At 63.1% G+C, this 16,703-nt stretch carries 15 protein-coding genes; 4 read left to right on the plus strand and 11 right to left on the minus strand.

Going from position 1 to position 16,703, the window contains the following annotated elements; translation table 11 throughout:
- Positions 1 to 4: 4 nt before the first annotated feature.
- From FJ958_RS20115 to FJ958_RS20135, 5 genes are all read right to left on the minus strand, one after another.
- On the minus strand, positions 5 to 751 hold the full coding sequence (locus FJ958_RS20115) for a sugar phosphate isomerase/epimerase (protein ID WP_140744926.1): 747 nt from the start codon (positions 749 to 751) through the stop codon (positions 5 to 7).
- 52 nt (positions 752 to 803) lie between these two features.
- Entirely contained in the window at positions 804 to 1,904 is a 1,101-nt protein-coding gene (locus FJ958_RS20120; RefSeq protein WP_181176449.1) for an ABC transporter ATP-binding protein, read from the minus strand.
- Complete coding sequence (locus FJ958_RS20125) at positions 1,904 to 2,800, minus strand: carbohydrate ABC transporter permease (protein WP_181165578.1); 897 nt, start codon at positions 2,798 to 2,800, stop codon at positions 1,904 to 1,906. Before FJ958_RS20125 ends, FJ958_RS20120 begins: the two co-directional genes overlap by 1 nt.
- 29 nt (positions 2,801 to 2,829) lie before the next feature.
- Positions 2,830 to 3,726 (minus strand): sugar ABC transporter permease, encoded by an 897-nt coding sequence (locus FJ958_RS20130; protein WP_140744928.1) that lies wholly within the window; start codon positions 3,724 to 3,726, stop codon positions 2,830 to 2,832.
- Between the two features lie 95 nt (positions 3,727 to 3,821).
- On the minus strand, positions 3,822 to 5,078 hold the full coding sequence (locus tag FJ958_RS20135; RefSeq protein ID WP_140744929.1) for an ABC transporter substrate-binding protein: 1,257 nt from the start codon (positions 5,076 to 5,078) through the stop codon (positions 3,822 to 3,824).
- 408 nt (positions 5,079 to 5,486) lie between these two features.
- Between FJ958_RS20135 and FJ958_RS20140 the strand changes: the two genes are divergently transcribed.
- A complete protein-coding gene (locus FJ958_RS20140) occupies positions 5,487 to 6,530 on the plus strand; it encodes a LacI family transcriptional regulator (RefSeq protein WP_140744930.1) in 1,044 nt (347 codons plus the stop codon).
- A 10-nt stretch (positions 6,531 to 6,540) separates the two neighbouring features.
- On the opposite strand, the gene gndA is transcribed toward FJ958_RS20140, so the two are convergent.
- From gndA to FJ958_RS20170, 6 genes are all read right to left on the minus strand, one after another.
- Positions 6,541 to 7,968: an NADP-dependent phosphogluconate dehydrogenase gene (gene gndA, locus FJ958_RS20145; RefSeq protein ID WP_140744931.1), complete on the minus strand. Its 1,428-nt coding sequence runs from the start codon at positions 7,966 to 7,968 to the stop codon at positions 6,541 to 6,543.
- 265 nt (positions 7,969 to 8,233) lie between these two features.
- Entirely contained in the window at positions 8,234 to 9,841 is a 1,608-nt protein-coding gene (locus FJ958_RS20150; protein ID WP_246679670.1) for a copper resistance CopC/CopD family protein, read from the minus strand.
- A 77-nt stretch (positions 9,842 to 9,918) separates the two neighbouring features.
- Positions 9,919 to 10,437 (minus strand): YcnI family protein, encoded by a 519-nt coding sequence (locus FJ958_RS20155; protein WP_140744933.1) that lies wholly within the window; start codon positions 10,435 to 10,437, stop codon positions 9,919 to 9,921.
- Positions 10,438 to 10,475: 38 nt separating this feature from the next.
- Positions 10,476 to 11,012, minus strand: coding sequence for a copper chaperone PCu(A)C (locus FJ958_RS20160; protein ID WP_140744934.1), 537 nt, complete (start codon positions 11,010 to 11,012; stop codon positions 10,476 to 10,478).
- Positions 11,013 to 11,113: 101 nt separating this feature from the next.
- Positions 11,114 to 11,470, minus strand: a complete 357-nt coding sequence (locus tag FJ958_RS20165; RefSeq protein ID WP_140744935.1) for a DUF2946 family protein — start codon at positions 11,468 to 11,470, stop codon at positions 11,114 to 11,116.
- 118 nt (positions 11,471 to 11,588) lie between these two features.
- Positions 11,589 to 12,488 carry a GntR family transcriptional regulator gene (locus FJ958_RS20170; RefSeq protein ID WP_140744936.1) on the minus strand — a complete coding sequence of 300 codons (900 nt, stop codon included), beginning with the start codon at positions 12,486 to 12,488 and terminating at the stop codon, positions 11,589 to 11,591.
- Between the two features lie 252 nt (positions 12,489 to 12,740).
- On the opposite strand from FJ958_RS20170, the gene FJ958_RS20175 reads away from it, so the two are divergent.
- The 3 genes from FJ958_RS20175 (at position 12,741) to FJ958_RS20185 (ending at position 16,688) form a co-directional block, all read left to right on the plus strand.
- Complete coding sequence (locus FJ958_RS20175; protein ID WP_140744937.1) at positions 12,741 to 14,246, plus strand: altronate dehydratase family protein; 1,506 nt, start codon at positions 12,741 to 12,743, stop codon at positions 14,244 to 14,246.
- Between the two features lie 111 nt (positions 14,247 to 14,357).
- Positions 14,358 to 15,356: an aldo/keto reductase gene (locus tag FJ958_RS20180; protein WP_140744938.1), complete on the plus strand. Its 999-nt coding sequence runs from the start codon at positions 14,358 to 14,360 to the stop codon at positions 15,354 to 15,356.
- A gap of 336 nt (positions 15,357 to 15,692) precedes the next feature.
- Positions 15,693 to 16,688, plus strand: a complete 996-nt coding sequence (locus FJ958_RS20185; protein ID WP_140744939.1) for an ABC transporter substrate-binding protein — start codon at positions 15,693 to 15,695, stop codon at positions 16,686 to 16,688.
- The last annotated feature ends 15 nt before the right edge of the window (positions 16,689 to 16,703 follow it).

The following is a 16,703-nucleotide window of genomic DNA, read 5'->3' on the forward strand; positions in this document are numbered from 1 at the left end:
TGTCCTAATAGGTCTTGACGGATGCGATCGAGCGGCGGGCGAAGCGCTCGATGTCGTTGGGGTTGTCCTGTTCCATGATAAAGTATCTTGCCGCGCTCTTGGCCCGCAGCACCTTGATCAGGCCGGCCCAGTCGATCGTGCCGTGGCCGACATCCGACCAGCCATCCTCATCCAGCCCTTCACCCGGTTTCGCCATGTCCTTGACGTGGACGGCGACGATGCGCTTGCCATGCTTTTCGATCCAGGGCAGCGGGTCGGCTCCGCCGCGTATAATCCAGGCAACGTCCATCTCCCATCCGATGTCGGGCGCGGAGGATAGAATATGGTCCTGCGGCACCGAGCCGTCGGCGAGCGCCTTGAATTCGAAATCATGGTTGTGCCAGGCAAAGCCGTAACCGGCCTTCGAAGCCACCTCGCCGACCTTTGCCAGGCGCTCGCCGAAACCGCACCAGCCGGCGGCGTCGGACGGCCTGTCCTCGGCCATCAGATAGGGACAGATCAAAAGCTTGATGCCGAGCGCTTCGGCGATCCTGCGCACGCCATCGAAATCCTTCTCCAGCGCGTCGATGGAAAAATGGCCGGTCGGCATGGAAAGGCCGTTCTTGTCGAGCTCGGCGCGGAAGGCCTTGGGATTTTCATAGACGCCGCCGAAACCTTCGACCTCGGTGTAGCCGAGCTTGCCGAGTGTGGCGAGCACGCCTTCCCAGGGCTGGAAATTGCGGGCGCTGTAAAGTTGGAATGACCAGTTCATCGTCTCTGTCCGTTCTGCTTGGGGGATCGTTTCAGGTGGTGATTCTCGGGAGCTAGATGCGGCTGCCGGCAGCGGCGTCGAAAAGCGAAGCGCGCATCGGATCAAAGCCAATGCTGACAGCCTCGCCATTGTGCGGCGTGCGCTCGGCCGTGACCCGCACCGTGAAATTCTGCTTGCCGAGCTTCAGCCAAACCAGTGTGTCGGAGCCCATAGGCTCGACCACCTCGACAGTCGCTGTGGCGGTGAATGGCCAGCCGGAGCCGCTGTTCAAGGCGACATGCTCCGGCCGGATGCCGAATACCGTCGGACCTGGCACCGGTTCCGTCTCAAAGGCATAGGTCGAAAGCGGGATACGAACATCCTCGGCGGCGAACTGCCAGCCGCTATCGTCCTTCTCCAGCCTGCCCTCGATAAAATTCATCGCCGGCGAGCCGAGGAACCCGGCGACAAAACGGTTGACCGGGCGGTTGTATATGGTCTGTGGCGCATCGAGCTGCTGGATGACGCCGCCCTTCATAACAGCGATGCGGTCGGCCAGCGTCATCGCCTCGATCTGGTCGTGGGTGACGTAGATCATGGTGTTCTGCAGCTTGCGGTGCAGCAGCTTGATCTCTACGCGCAGTTCCGAGCGCAGCTTGGCGTCGAGATTGGACAACGGCTCATCGAACAGGAAGACATCGACGTCGCGCACCAGCGCCCGCCCGATCGCCACGCGCTGGCGCTGCCCGCCGGAGAGCGCCGCCGGCTTGCGCTGCAGCAACGGCTCGATCTGCAGGATCTCGGCCGCGCGCGCGATGCGCTTGGCGATCTCGTCCTTGGGGACGCCGGCGACACGCAGGCCGAAGGACAGGTTCTTCTCCACCGTCATCTGCGGATAGAGCGCATAGGACTGGAACACCATGCCGATGCCTCGGTCCTTGGGTTCTTCCCAGGTGACGTTCTTGCCCTTGATGAAGATGCTGCCTTCCGAGATGTCGAGCAGGCCGGCGATGCAATTGAGCAGGGTCGACTTGCCGCAGCCGGAGGGGCCGAGCAGCACGATGAACTCGCCTTCGGCGACATCGAGGTTGAGCGTCTTCAGCACGGAAACCGCGCCGAAGTTCAGCGACAGGTCCTGGATCGAAACGCTGGTGCCGTTTGCCGCCATCGCCATCACCCTTTCACCGCGCCGGCGGCAATGCCGCGCACGAACCATCTGCCGGAGACGAAGTAGATGACGAGCGGCACCGCCGCTGTCAGAATGGTGGCCGCCATATTGACATTGTACTCCCGCACACCGGTCGTGGTGTTGACGATGTTGTTGAGCTGCACCGTCATCGGCCAGTTGGAGCGCCCGGCAAACACGATGCCGAACAGGAAGTCGTTCCAGATACCGGTCACCTGCAGGATGACGGCGACGACCGTGATCGGCACCGACATTGGCAGCATGATGTAGATGAAGATGCGCCAGAAGCCGGCGCCGTCGACGCGCGCCGCCTTGAACAGCTCGACCGGCATTGCCGCATAGAAATTGCGGAACAGCAGCGTCAGGATGGGCATTCCGAAGATCGTGTGCACGATGATGATGCCGGGCAGGGTCGCGAACAGCCCGACCGAGCTCAGTCCGATGATCAGCGGGTAGATCACGACCTGATACGGCACGAAGGCGCCGAACACGAGCAAGCCGAACAGCAGGTTGGCGCCCTTGTATGGCCAGAAGGTCAGCGCGTAGCCGTTGATCGAGGCGCAGATGATCGAGATGACGACGCTCGGGACAGTGATCTTCAGCGAATTGTAGAAACCTGGACTGAGGCCGTTGCAGTCACGGCCGGTGCAGGCGTGAAGCCAGGCATCGGCCCAGGGCTGAAAGGTCGGGTCGCCTGGAAGGTTGAAAAGATGCCCCAGCCTGATCTCGGGCATCCCCTTCAGTGAAGTGACGACCATGATGTAGACCGGAATGAGGAAGAAGAGCGCCGCGACGATCAGGAAAGCGTAGATGCCGATGCGGCCGGCCGATATCCGTCGCGGCTTCGGCCCGAAGGGCGTGGCCTGATCCGGCGCTTCTTGCATCGGCCGGCTTGCCGTGATTTGCACGGCGCTCATACGCCCGCTTCCTGCACTCGGTTGCGCCGCCACAGCACAAGTCCGGCTAAAGCCAGCACGATCAGCACCGGCAGCAGCATCATCGTTGCCGCGGCCATGCCCTGGCCGACATTCTGGCGCACGGTGATGAGCTGGATGACGTAGACGGCCGGCATGGATGTCGCGATGCCGGGACCGCCACCGGTCATCGCGATGACCAGGTCGTAGACGCGCACCACGCCGACGGACTGGAGAACGAAGGCGGTCGCGAACGCACCCTTCATCATTGGTGCCACGATGGACACATGCGTGCGCCACGTCGGAATACCGTCCACTCTCGCCGCCTTCCAGATCTCCTCGTCGACGCCGCGCAGGCCTGCGAGCAGGATCGCCATCGTCACGCCCGAGCCCTGCCAGATGCCCGCCACGACCAGCGCATAGATCGCGGTATTGGCATCGACCAGGGGGGCGAAGCTGAAGCTCGACCAGCCCAGATTGCGCATCGCCTCTTGCAGGCCGAGATTGGGATCGAGCACCCATTGCCACACAAGTCCGGTGACGATCAGCGACATGGCAAAGGGATACAGGAAGATCGAGCGAAACAGGTCTTCCTGGCGGATGCGCTGGTCCATGAAAACGGCGAGCAAATAGCCGAACACCATGTTGCAGGTGATCGACATCAGGCCGAAGAACCAGATGTTGTTGACTGAGACGAGCCAGCGGCTATCGGCCCAAAGGCGCCTGTACTGCGCCAGGCCGACAAAATCATAGGTGGGGAAGAGCTTGGAACTGGTGAAGGACCACAGCACCGAGAAGCCGATGCCGATCACGAACACGCCGACAGCAACGAGAATCATCGGTATCGTTCCGATCACGGCGGGCAGGTGAAATCTCTGCCTCCAGCTCTTCTGCATCGTCCGTTCTTCTCCACCTCACCAGGACCCTGGGCAGGCCAGGGCAAGAATGGAGGCGTCACCACGGGGCGGCGCCTCCAGGTGCCGGTCGGTTCCTAGTCGGAATTGCCGATGATGGTGGCGAACTTCGCCGTTGCGTCATCCGCCGTCATGGAGTCGTCGGCGAAGAACTGCGCGACGAGCTCATTGAGCTGCTGGTTGGTGTTCTCGGTGATGAACCGGTTGGTCGCGGTGACGATCTTGGCCGGATCTTCCACTGCTTTCAGCGCCTTCTGCATGCACGGATCGGCCGTCGACATGTCGACGTCGCCGCGCACGGGCATGGAACCCTTGGCATTGTTGAACGCGACCTGGACCTCCGGGCTGATGAGCAGGGCCGCAAGTCGCTTCTGCGCCGCCTCGACATCCGCATTGCCCTGCTTGAAGAACACGATGATGTCGCCGTCGGTGCTGACAACCGGCTTGTCCTCGTTCAGGCCGATCATGCAGCCGAAATCCTTGACACCGGTCATGCCGGCGGCCGCGAATTCGCCGCGCGCCCAGTCGCCCATCACTTGAAGTCCGGCCTTGCCGGTGATCAGCAAGTTGGTGGTGTCGTTCCAGTTGCGGTTGGCGTAGCCGTTGTCGGTGAACTGCTTCAGCGCCCTCAGCTGCGTGAACACGCCTTTCATCTCGGGACCGCCGGCAATTTCGGCACTTTTCTTGGTATACATCTCGTCGCGCTTGGCGACACCGAGAGCCTCGGTAACCATGTCCTGGAACAGCAGCTGGATTTGCCAGCCATTGCCGTCGCCGCCGATCGCGAACGGAATGAAGCCTGCCTCCTTGATCTTCGGCGCGGCCGCGATGAAATCAGCCATGTTCTTCGGCTCCGGCACGCCCGTTTTCGCGAATACCGGCTTGGAGTACCAGGCCCAATAATTCGAGTGGATGTTGACCGGGACGCACCACCAGTGGCCGTTAACGAGACAGGCGCTGCCGATCGCTTTCGGGCGAATGACCTCGTCCCATTTGTCGGCGGTCGCGACATCGGTGAGGTCGAGCAGCTTGCCGCCTGAAATCAGTTCCTCATACTGCCGGCCGGGATTGAACTGAGCCGCACCGGGCGGGTCGCCGCCGAGCACGCGCTGCATGACGGTCGAGCGGGCCGTTTCGCCCAGAGCAATGGCGCTGTCCACCCACTTGTCGCCGTGGCCGTCATTGTCGAAGGCCTTTGCGAACTGCGAGACCGCCGCCGACTCGCCCTTCGACGTCCACCAGTGAATTACTTCCAGGTTGGCCGCGGCCGCGGCCCCGGCAAAATCGAACGCCATCGTCGCCGCGAACGCAGCGGTCAGGACTTTGTATCGCATTTCGGTTTCCTCCCAGAATCTGAAACGTTACAGATTTTCGATAAGGCAATTGCGCTAGTGACGCAACCCCAGGCATGAAGCCCGTCGGACATTTTTTCGGGCCACGAATAAAATGGGACCAGCCATCGAGCTACTGTGCGTCGCAATATGAGCTATTGCAGTGCAAAACAGCCAAATTACCCACGAGGGTCTGCACAGGCTTACAAGGGGTGACGCTTTGCCTTGGATTCCCAAGGGAATTCAGGTTCGAGCGTTCACCTCCAAATACGCCTATCGGCGAACGAGATTGGCAATCTGTAACGTTTCAGTATATTGGCACCCTCACCGGGCCTGAAGCCATGCCGCGCTGCTAATCGCGGCGATTGCCGACCCGGTGTGCGGCTGCTATGCGGCTCACGGGCGGGATGAATGAACAGACGGCGCACGAACAAGAACGATGATACGTCGGCGCAGGGGCGGCCGACGCTGAAGACGCTTGCCTTCATGACCGGGCTTGGCGTCACCACCGTCTCGCGGGCGTTGAAGGACGCTCCCGAGATTGGCGCCGAGACGAGGCGTCGCGTGCAGCTCGTGGCCAAGCAGATCGGCTATCGCCCAAACCGCGCCGGAGTGCGCCTGCGCACCGGCAAGACCAACGTCATCAGCCTTGTGCTCAACACCGAACATGAGCTGATGAGCTTCGTCTCTGACATCATCTATGGCGTCACGGAAGTCATCGCCGATACGCCATACCATCTGATCGTCACGCCCTACTCACGCTTGCAGGATCCGCTTGACCCGGTGCGCTATCTCGTGGAGACGGGCTCCGCCGACGGCGTCATCATTTCACGCACGCAGCCAAACGATCCAAGGGCCCGCTACTTGCTGGAGCACGGCATCCCCTTCGCAACGCACGGCCGCACCGATATGGGGCTGGTGCACCCCTATCATGATTTCGACAATTACGCCTTCGCGACCGAGGCGGTGCGCCATCTCGCCGGCATGGGCCGGCGTCGGCTCGCTCTGGTGGCGCCTCCGGTCGGTCTGACCTATCACCGCCACACGGTGAACGGTTTTGCCGACGCGCTGAGCGAGGTCGGCGCCTCGGAAGTGCCGTTCAGCACCGTCTCGATCGACCACTCGATCGAGGAGATCAGGACCAGGACCGCGCAGTTGATGCGGCGCGATATCAGGCCGGACGGCATCGTCAGCAGTGCCGCCGCCGCGACGCTCGCCATCGTGGCCGGCATAGAGGATGCCGGGCTGAAGCTCGGCCGCGACGTCGATGTGGTATCGAAGCAGTCGTCGGAGCTGCTGCACCTGTTCCGGCATGAATTGCTGGTCGTCAACGAAGACTTCCGGCTGGCCGGTTCGGAGCTTGCCCGCTCGGTGCTCGGCTGGATCGGCGGCGCGGCACCCGGCTCGCTGCAGAGCCTGAGCGAGCCGAAGGGGGTTGTGGCCTATAGCGGTTAGCCAAGCCTAGCTAGCCGGCAGCGCCGCTGCCCCACGGTCCATGGAAGGCGCCCTGCTCGCCGATGCGCTCGAAGCCATGCGCGCCGAAGAAGTCGCGCTGCGCCTGGATCAGGTTGGAAGTGCCGCGGCCCTGGCGGTAGCTGTCGAAATAGGCAAGTGCGGAAGACAGCGCCGGCACTGGCGAACCGGCCTCCGAGGCCCGCGCCACCACGCGCCGCAGCGACGGATGCGCCTCCCGCATCATGGTGATGAAGGCCGGCGCCATCAAAAGGTTGGTCGAAGCGCCGCCGCTGCCGAAGGCTTCGGCCATCGTGTCCAGCATCTGCGAGCGGATGATGCAGCCGGCGCGCCAGATCTTGGCGATGGTCGGCATCGGCAGGTTCCAGTTGAATTCCTTCGAGGCGCCGCTCATCACCGCGAAGCCTTGCGCATAGGCGGCGATCTTGCCGGCGAACAGCGCCAGTTCGAGGTCTTTCAGCAGCGCGTCCTTGTCGCCGGAAATCTTCGTCACGCCGATATCGCCATAGGCCTTTTCGGCCGCCAGCCGCTCGTCCTTGAGCGACGACAGAACGCGCGCCGCCACCGCCGCCTCGATCGCGGTCGCTGGAATGCCAAGTTGCTGCGCCTCGATGACAGACCATTTGCCGGTGCCCTTCTGGCCAGCGCGGTCGAGGATGATGTCGACCACCGGCTTGCCGGTCTTCGGATCGTCGGCGGCCAGCACCTTGGCGGTGATCTCGATCAGGTAGGAGTTGAGCCGGCCCTTGTTCCAGTTGGCGAACACCGTGCCGATGTCCTTCGGCCCCATGCCCAGGCCGTCTCGCAGGACGCCGTAGATTTCGGCGATCATCTGCATGTCGGCATATTCGATGCCGTTATGGATGGTCTTGACGAAATGTCCGGCGCCGTCGGTGCCGAGCCAGGCGGCGCAGGGCTCGTCCTTGAACTTGGCGGAGATGGCGGTCAGCACTTTCTCGACACGCTTCCAGGAGTCCTCCGTCCCGCCGACCATGATCGACGGTCCGTGGCGCGCACCCTCCTCACCGCCGGACACTCCCATGCCGATGAAGGTGAGGCCAGAGCCGGACAGCTCGGAAAAGCGCCGCATCGTGTCGCGGAAATTGGCATTGCCGGCATCGATGATGATGTCATTGTTGGACAGCACACCGCGCAAGGCTTCGATTTGTTCGTCGACCGGCTTGCCGGCCAGCACCATGATGATGATCGGGCGCGGCGGCCGGATCGCCGCGGCGAGTTCCTCCAGGCTGTAGCAGGGAACGACCATATCCCTGAGCGCACCGGCACTCTCGACGAAGGCATCCGTGCGTGCCTTGGTACGGTTGAAGACGGCGATGCGGTGCCCATGCTCGGCAATGTTGAGCGCCAGGTTGGAACCCATCGTGCCAAGGCCGATCAGGCCGATTTCGGCTTTTTCCATCGTTTCTTCCCTGCTTCCGGATCGTCTGTTGAGCGATTTGCGGGCGATACCCATTCTTGCCGGGATGCCCGTTCTTCTCAGGATGCCCGTTCTTCTCGGGATGATTGACGGGCCTTCAGGCCGCCGTCAACCGCCTCGCCGATTTGTGTTTGCCAGCAAGATGCGTTGCCGAAGGATTGGGAACCGCCTCGCAGACGGCCATATGGAGCAATTCCAGGAGAAGTGTTTACGGGTTCCGTCCGCAATTGCGCAAAACAAAAGACCATCACGGCCTGATGTCCACCGGCGCTTCGATCTTCACCATCTCGAAATCCGAGACCAGGATGTCGAGGCGAACCGTCCAGCGGCCGGGCACCGGAATGACGAGCTTGTCGACACGCCAGCTGCCGTCGCCGGGTTTGGTCGCCGCGCGCTTCAGCGGTTCGATACCGGAATCGGGTTTCGACAGCACCAGCGTCACTTCCCTGGCATCGAGCGGCCCAAAATCGCCGGTCATGATGATCATCGAGGCGGCGACCGGCCCCGCATGACTCGGCGTGATGGAGAGATCGGCCATTGCCTGCAGCGCATGGATGTGGATTGAAACCGGCTGTGCCGCCGCGATCGCCAGGGCCCGTGGCGGCGGGGTGAAACGCCAGCCCGCGGCAACGCCGAAGATCGCCAGCACGATCAGCAATTCGACCCCGATCGAACGGGTGAGCCTGCGTTGCACCTCCGTTGAGCCTGCCTCGGCCGAAGCGGTGAGTTTCCAGCGATTGACGGCGGCAAGCGTGAACAGGAAGACCAGCAGTGCGAGCTTGACCAGCAGCAGCCGGCCATAGGCGGTGCCGATCAGCGCCGGGGGCGTCTGTACCTGAATAATGGCGAGGACGACGCCGGCCGTGGCAAGCACGGCCACGACAGGCAGGATCGTCCATGAGAAGCGGCACAGGAACGCAACGGCGCCGACCGTTTGGCGCTTCAGCGCAAGGCCGAGCGGCACCAGGGCGCCGGCCCAGAAGGCAATGCCGGCGCCATGGACGAACACCAATGGTCGCGTCAGCCATTGCGGCTCGGCCGCACTGGCATGGCCGCTGGCGGCGAGCGCGATGCCGAGGCCAGCCAGACCGGCAAGCGCCAATGGTCTGGCTGCCGCTCGCGGTCCGGCCAGCGACAGCAGGCCGAGCCCCAGCGCGATCAGGGCGATCAGCACCGTCCAGCCGAAGCTGGTGCCGAGCCCGGTACGCCAGATCACCGGCTGCGCCAGATGGGAGAGCGGCGCCCCCAGCGCATCCAGCCCTTGGAACCCCAGCGACAGGGGTGCCGCCACCAGCCCGCAAAGAATCGCGGCCGTGACAAAGCGCTGACCGGCGCGATCATGGCCGGCCAGCCAGGCAAGGGCGAAGGCGCCGCCGACGCCGAGAAAAAGGCCGATGTAGAGAAACACCTTGCCGATCCAGATCGCCGATCGCTGCGGCCAGTCGACAGCCTCGGACACGACAGGTGGTTCGCTTGGCGCGCCGATGGAAAACAAGAGCGAGCCGCCGACTGGATGCCCGTCGGCGGATATGACGCGCCAGCTCAGCACATGTGTGCCGGACTTCAGCGCCCGCGAATTGTCGATCTCGACCGTCTGGTCGCTGAGGCGGAAGGATGTCAGCGGCACCGGCGTGCCGTCAGGTTTCACCAGCGTCAGCACCAGCGGCGAAACCGGTTCGCTGAAAGTCAGCGAGAACCGCGCCGGAGCCTGCGCCAGCACGGCACCGTCGGCCGGGTCGGTCTTGATCAATGCGGCATGGGCAAAGGCCTGGCTTGTCGAAGCCATGACGATGAACGCAACGGCCAGCAGCCCGCCGGCAATCCAGCCGACGAGCTTGGTTGTGGTACCGGCCATCCGAGAAGATATCGCGGTCATGCCATGCCATGTAAATGCGGCGCGTTCTGGCAAGCAGAGCGCGCCAGGGAGAAAACCTATTTCTTCGGTGTCAGCTTGATGCCGGGCGCCGGATTCTCCAGCGCGTCTTCATCTTGCCCTGCCGCCGGAATCTCGATCCAACGCTCGGCGGCATCGCCGCATTCCTGCACCACCGGGAAATAGAGTTTCTGGCCGACAGGCAGATCCGCCGTCAGCGTCGCGCGGAAGACGAACTCGTCGTAGAATTCATCCGGCAGGCTGCCGCCGCTCCAGTCGACTTCCTTGACCCCGTCGGTCACCGCCTGACCATACAGCTGGTAGGAGTTTTCATACTTGCCCTTCTTGGTCTGCAGCGTCCAGCCCGGCTTCGGCATCGGCTTCACGGCGATCACCCCTTCCGGGATCTGCACCCGCACGGCGGTCGTGGCCTTGCCGTCGCAACCATGCGGCACGCGCAGCACTGCCTTGTAGGTCGAGCCGACCGCCGCTTCCTGGGTTTCGAGCGTGATGTGCGCGGAAGCGGCATTCGTCCCCAGCACGAGAAGCGTGCCGGCTGCCAAAAGATATTTGTTCATGATGGTCCCTCGGATTTTCAAATTTTGCGAATACGGCGTTAGTCGTGATCCATGCCGCCCATCTCGCCCATGCCTTCGACAGCGAACTCGACGTTGACCGTGCCGGCCTTCTCGAAGGTCAGCGTGGCGGCAAATTTTTCGCCTTGCTTGGGTTGCCGCTTCAGGCCGATGAACATCAGGTGATAACCGCCAGGCGCGAGAGCTACCTTGCCGCCCGCGGGGATCTCCAGGCCGCCGGAAACCGGCCGCATGGTCATGACGCCGTCCTTGACGCCCATCTCATGCAGCTCGGCTTTTTCCGAAATATCGGAGGAAATCGACAGCAGCCGGTCCGGTGTACCGCCCTTGTTGACGACGGTGAAATAGCCGCCGGCCACCTTCGCGCCGGCCGGCGTGGCGCGCGACCACGGGTGCTCGATCTCGAGATCGCCGGCCTTGAACTCATGCGCGAGCACCGACTGGGCGCCGACGAACAGCAGGGCAAAGGCCAGCGCGGCTAGGCCGAGACGCTCCCGGAAGCGGGACAGAACGCGGCCGAACATAAAGCCCGCCGCTACGGGGGAAGAATAGGACATGGTTTGCTCCATGAAGTGATGATCGCGCCGTTGCCGGTCGCGAACCGTTTTGGATCTTTGGATGGGTACGCCCGCGAAAAATTCCGCCGGGGCAAGCAGGCTCAGGCTGCCAGCGGCGGCGCGCGCGGATTGGACGGCGAGCGCTCGCGCGCGAAGTCGAGATGAATGCTCGCCGGGAAGACGAAGGCAACCGTTTCAAAGGAAAGGCTGGCCAGGGCCAGCCCGGCATCGGGCGGCGGCGCGAAGGCCGATGAAAACATGCCGCAGCCGAGCGTGCAGCAGGCCGGCAGATGGGACGGGTGCTCGTCACCACCAGGAAGCTGGGCGGCGCCATTGTGGGTGCAGATGACGTTGCCGAAAGCGTCGAGCTGCGCGGCATTCGGGCCGGCGGCGAAGGCAAACGCACCGAGCGTCGACTGGAGCAGCAGCAGATAGGCCGCGACAAGCGCGACCGGCATGCTCCACCGTTTCCCCCGGCTGTTCAAAAGATTTGCCTCTTCAAGCGACTGGAAGATACCTATCACGGGGCCGCCGAGTGGAAAATCGCCAATTCGATGCTGCGGCAACGCGGCGCGATCAGGATTTTTGCGGCCGGCTTTCCGGGATCGACGTCAGCAATGTCTGACGTGCCGACTTCAGGTGCTTGCGGCAGGCGGCGTCGACCTTGCCGAGGTCGCGCGATTTGAGCGCCTCGATATAGGCAAGATGCTCGCCGACCGCGACTTCGTTGCGCTCGCGCTCCTGCGCCTTGTTCCACTGGTAGTGGTAATGGAAGATCATGGCGATGACATCGTAGAAATCGACGATGAAGCGGTTGTGCGAGGCACGATGGATGAGCCGATGGAAGCGCTCGTCCAGCTCCGAAAACGCGTTGAAGCGCGTGGCGATCTCACCTGCCAGTTGGCGATGTTCGTCCTCCAGGCGGTCGAGATCGGCCCAGACAGGGCTATCCTGCGGCAGGGCGGCGAAGGCCGCCGCCGAGCGCAGCTCGAACATCTCGCGGATCTCGGTCAGTTCGAGCGCGAAGGCTCGTGTAAAACCTTTCAGCACCCAATGGCTGTTGCGGCGCTTCTCGATCAGGCCGAAGCGGGAGAAGCGGATCAGGAACTCGCGCACGCTGGTGGTACCGACGCCGATCTCGCGCGCCAGTTCGAGCTCGTTGATCTGCATGCCGGCCTCGGCGCCGTCGGCGAGCAGCCGCCGCATGAAGGACCGCTCGATGATCTCGGCGAGCGTGTCGGTCTCTTCCTCGGGGAAGAAATCATCGGGACGCGGGTCGCGCAGCACCGTCTTGGCGCGCTTGTTCCAGGCGATCAGCCCGGTTTCCTCCATGCGCGAAAGGATGCTGCGCACGGTCGTGCGGCTGACACCGAGCAGTGCGCCAAGTTCCGGTTCCGACGGCAGGCTGCGTGTTTCGTCAAGCAGCCTGAGGCAGCGGTTGTAGGCGTCCTTGTAGACGTTGTTGCTCTTCGACATCCCCTGACCCATCGATGCCGGCGCTTGCGGCGGCCGGCTTGAAGCGCAATATGACGTTCCCATGACCCTGAAAAGCGGAATTGCTTTCGCTGGGGTCGGTTCATTGTTTGCAGCGCCACCACTTACGCGGGGCACGCGGAACTGCTGGCGAAAAAACAATTGACGCAAAACTGTTTTTTCACGATAAAAGACATTAGCTCTTAACAGGCGCGTGTCAATCCGCGCATCCCAGGATCACCCAGGAAGCCGCCCGTGAACGTCTCGAACACCATTCTTCTGTCCCCCGCCGACAATGTCGCCGTTGCCAATGGCCGCATCGAGATCGGCACCGCGCTGCCGGGCGGCGCGCTTGCCGCCGCCGTCATCGAGCCTGGCCACAAGGTGGCGATCAAGCCCATTCCCGCCGGCTCGGCGGTGGTCAAATACGCCCAGGCGATCGGGCGCGCCACGATAGACATCGCGCCCGGCGAACATGTCCACTCGCACAATCTGGTTTTCGAGGCCGGCCGTCTGCCGGTGGTGCCGCCGAGCGAGGCCGAGCACGCGACCGAGGCCGACCGCGCCCGCACCTTCATGGGTTACCGCCGCGCCGACGGCCGCGCCGGCACGCGCAACTTCATCGGCATCATCGCCAGCGTCAATTGCTCGGCCACCGTCTGCCATTCCATCGCCGATACGGCCAACCGGACCCTGCTGCCGAAATATCCCGGCATCGACGGCTTCGTGCCCATCGTCCACGGCCAGGGCTGCGGCATGAGCGGCACGGGCGACGGCATGATGGTGCTGCACCGCACGCTTGCGGGTTATGCCCGCCACCCGAATTTCGGTGGCGTGCTGATGGTCGGTCTCGGCTGCGAGGTCAATCAGCTGACCCTCTACGGCCAGAAAGGCGCCGCCGCCGGCAAGCGCCACTTCAACATCCAGGATGCCGGCGGGTCGCGCAAATCGGTGGAAAAGGCGATGGGCGTGCTGGCCGAGATCGCAGAGGAAGTCGGCCAGTTGAAGCGCGAACCGATCCCGGTCAGCGAGATCGTCGTCGGCCTGCAGTGCGGCGGCTCCGACGGCATGTCGGGCATCACGGCCAATCCGGCGCTGGGCGCGGCTGTCGACATCCTCGCCGGCGTCGGCGGCATCGGCATCCTCTCCGAGACGACGGAAATCTACGGCGCCGAGCATCTGCTGGCCTATCGCGCGGCGACGCCCGAAATCGCCAAGAAGCTCGATGGCTACGTGAAATGGTGGGAAGACCACGTCGCCAAGCACGGCGCCTCGATCGACAACAACCCCTCGCCCGGCAACAAGCGCGGCGGCCTCACCACGATCCTGGAAAAATCGCTGGGCGCGGTAGCCAAGGGCGGCCAGACGCCGCTCAACGGCGTGTTCGGCTATGCCGAGAAGGTCACCGGCAACGGACTGGTGTTCATGGACACGCCAGGCTACGACCCGGTCTCGGCCACCGGCCAGGTCGCGGGCGGCGCCAATGTAATCGTCTTCACCACCGGCCGCGGTTCCTGCTTCGGCTGCCGGCCGACACCGTCGATCAAGGTCGCCACCAACTCGACCATGTATCACCAGATGGAAGAGGACATGGACGTCAATTGCGGCGTTATCGCCTCGGGCGAAAAGACCATCGCCGGCATGGGCCGCGAGATCTTCGAACTGATCGTCGAGACGGCTTCCGGCCGAAAGACCAAGAGTGAGGATTTTGGCTACGGCGACAACGAGTTCGTGCCCTGGCACCTCGGCGCGACGCTCTAGCTCTTTGCATTCGCGCAATTCCGGAACGGCGACGAACTTTTCCCGGAATGCCCTCGATTGATATCTTTGATTCCGCGCAGCCGACAGCGGCGGGCAACGGGGAGATTGTGCATGGAAAAACGCCGCATTGGCCGGACGCCGCTCGAGGTCACCGAGATCAGCTTCGGTGGCGCCGCGATCGGCGGCCTCTACCGCGCCTGTTCGCGCGAGGCGGCGATGGAGACGCTGCAAGGCGCCTGGGAGGCGGGCCTGCGCTATTTCGACACCGCGCCCTTCTACGGTTTCGGCCTGTCGGAACGGCGCTTCGGCGATTTCCTGCGCTACAAGCCGCGCGATTCCTATATCTTGTCCACCAAGGTCGGCCGCCTGTTCCGCCCGGTCCCTGAAGACCAGGTTCCCGACCACTCCTATGTCGATCCCCTGCCCTTCGCGCTGGACTATGACTATTCCTATGACGGCATCATGCGGTCGGTCGACTTCAGCTACGCGCGGCTCGGCCTGAACAGAATAGACATCCTCTACGTACATGACATCGGCGTCTACACGCATGGTGTCGAGAAGACAAAGCTGCATTTTCGCCAGTTGATGGATGGCGGGCTCAAGGCACTCGAGGAGCTTAAGGGGGCCGGCACCATTTCCGCCTATGGGCTCGGCGTCAACGAGGTCCAGATCTGCCTCGACGTGATGCGCCGGGCGCCGCTCGACTGCATCCTGCTCGCCAGCCGTTACTCCTTGCTCGACCGCAGCGCGGAAGCCGAACTGCTGCCGCTGTGCCGGGCGCAACAGACGTCGCTGGTCATAGGCGGTGTCTTCAATTCCGGCATATTGGCGACCGGACCGGTGCAAGGCGCGCATTTCGACTACCAGCCCGCCAGCCGCGATGTGCTCGACCGTGTGGACGCCATGGAGAGGATCGCCGACGAGGGCGGTTATCCGCTGGCCGCTGCCGCGTTCCAGTTTCCCCTGCACGAGCCAACGGTCGCCACCGTCCTGACCGGCACCGCCAAGCTGGCGAACCTGACACGCAACCTCGAACTGCTCGATATCGACGTGCCGGAGACGGAATACGCCCAATATCGTCCCCATACGGTGGTACAGAAGCTGGCCTGAAACCGGCTCCACGCTGATGCGCCTTGATGGGGCTCCACTTTACAAATCCGCGATCTCCAATAAAAAGAATGAATGTTCCATATTGACTAAATCATGGAATTAATATTCCATGATTTTACAGAACGAACGGGAGCGTTTGCCGGCGTCGGGGAAGGAGCGGCGTGTGAATGTGTCTCCGCCTGCCATGGGAGGGTGCGCGAAACACCGCTTGCATCGGCCAGATCGATGCACTATCAAAACAGCGTAACTGTTTTTTATTGATAAAGTTCTGTTTGGGGCCGCGCCTATCCGAACGGAGCTTCCGTAACGTTCACCGGGCGACTTAGGGAGGAACCTATGAAATTCGTGACCAGCATTCTCAACCGCCGCGCCGTCATGGCCCTGGCAGCAGCGTCGATGCTCGCCGGCGTCATGCATTCGTCGCCGGTTTCGGCGGCGGACGCCACCATTCCGATCATCGTCAAGGACACCACGTCCTTCTATTGGCAGATCGTTCTGGCCGGCGCGCGCAAGGCCGGCAAGGATCTCGGCGTCAACGTGCCGGAACTCGGCGCCCAGGCTGAAACCGACGTCAACGGCCAGATCTCCATCCTCGAGAACGCCGTCGCCGGCAACCCTGCCGCCGTCGTCATCGCGCCGACGGAAGCCAAGGCGCTCGGCAAGCCGATCGACGAAGCTGCCGCCAAGGTCAAGATCATCGGCATCGACTCCAGCGCCGACTCCAAGGCCTTCACGTCGTTCCTCACCACCGACAATGTGCAGGGCGGCCGCGTCGCGGCGGACGGTCTTGCAGCGGCCATCGGCGCGGCCAATGGCGGCAAGGTCGAGGGCAAGGTTGCCCTGATCACCGCGCTTCCCGGCGCCGGCTCGCTCGAGCAGCGCGCCCAGGGCTTCAAGGAAGAGCTCAAAGCCAAGTACCCCGGCCTTGAACTCATTGCTGACAAATATGCCGACGGCCAGGCCACCACCGGCCTCAACATCGCGACCGACCTGATCACCGCCAATCCTGACCTGAAGGGCATCTTCGCGTCCAACCTGATCATGGCGCAGGGCGTCGGCCAGGCGGTCGCCGAGAACAAGCTTGCCGGCAAGGTCGCGCTGATCGGTTTCGACAGCGACGAGAAGCTGATCAAGTTCCTGAATGACGGCGTCATTTCCGGCCTTGTCGTCCAGGATCCCTACCGGATGGGCTATGACGGCATCAAGACCGCGCTCGCCGCGTCCAAGGGCGAGAAGGTCGAGGCCAATGTCGACACCGGCGCCAATCTCGTCACCAAGGCCAACATGAAGGAACCGAAGATCGACGCGCTGCTCAACCCGAAGCTCAACTGAGCATCAGCACGGAAA

This window comes from Mesorhizobium sp. B2-3-5, from assembly GCF_006442395.1.
Lineage (GTDB): Bacteria > Pseudomonadota > Alphaproteobacteria > Rhizobiales > Rhizobiaceae > Mesorhizobium.

What these genes read in the sequence shown, in the direction of transcription:
- FJ958_RS20115 (WP_140744926.1), bottom strand. Translation starts at nt 751, where the DNA reads ATGAACTGGTCATTCCAACTTTACAGCGCCCGCAATTTCCAGCCCTGG.
- FJ958_RS20120 (WP_181176449.1), bottom strand. Translation starts at nt 1,904, where the DNA reads ATGGCGATGGCGGCAAACGGCACCAGCGTTTCGATCCAGGACCTGTCG.
- FJ958_RS20125 (WP_181165578.1), bottom strand. Translation starts at nt 2,800, where the DNA reads ATGCAAGAAGCGCCGGATCAGGCCACGCCCTTCGGGCCGAAGCCGCGA.
- FJ958_RS20130 (WP_140744928.1), bottom strand. Translation starts at nt 3,726, where the DNA reads ATGCAGAAGAGCTGGAGGCAGAGATTTCACCTGCCCGCCGTGATCGGA.
- FJ958_RS20135 (WP_140744929.1), bottom strand. Translation starts at nt 5,078, where the DNA reads ATGCGATACAAAGTCCTGACCGCTGCGTTCGCGGCGACGATGGCGTTC.
- FJ958_RS20140 (WP_140744930.1), top strand. Translation starts at nt 5,487, where the DNA reads ATGAACAGACGGCGCACGAACAAGAACGATGATACGTCGGCGCAGGGG.
- gndA (WP_140744931.1), bottom strand. Translation starts at nt 7,968, where the DNA reads ATGGAAAAAGCCGAAATCGGCCTGATCGGCCTTGGCACGATGGGTTCC.
- FJ958_RS20150 (WP_246679670.1), bottom strand. Translation starts at nt 9,841, where the DNA reads ATGGCCGGTACCACAACCAAGCTCGTCGGCTGGATTGCCGGCGGGCTG.
- FJ958_RS20155 (WP_140744933.1), bottom strand. Translation starts at nt 10,437, where the DNA reads ATGAACAAATATCTTTTGGCAGCCGGCACGCTTCTCGTGCTGGGGACG.
- FJ958_RS20160 (WP_140744934.1), bottom strand. Translation starts at nt 11,012, where the DNA reads ATGTCCTATTCTTCCCCCGTAGCGGCGGGCTTTATGTTCGGCCGCGTT.
- FJ958_RS20165 (WP_140744935.1), bottom strand. Translation starts at nt 11,470, where the DNA reads ATGCCGGTCGCGCTTGTCGCGGCCTATCTGCTGCTGCTCCAGTCGACG.
- FJ958_RS20170 (WP_140744936.1), bottom strand. Translation starts at nt 12,488, where the DNA reads ATGTCGAAGAGCAACAACGTCTACAAGGACGCCTACAACCGCTGCCTC.
- FJ958_RS20180 (WP_140744938.1), top strand. Translation starts at nt 14,358, where the DNA reads ATGGAAAAACGCCGCATTGGCCGGACGCCGCTCGAGGTCACCGAGATC.
- FJ958_RS20185 (WP_140744939.1), top strand. Translation starts at nt 15,693, where the DNA reads ATGAAATTCGTGACCAGCATTCTCAACCGCCGCGCCGTCATGGCCCTG.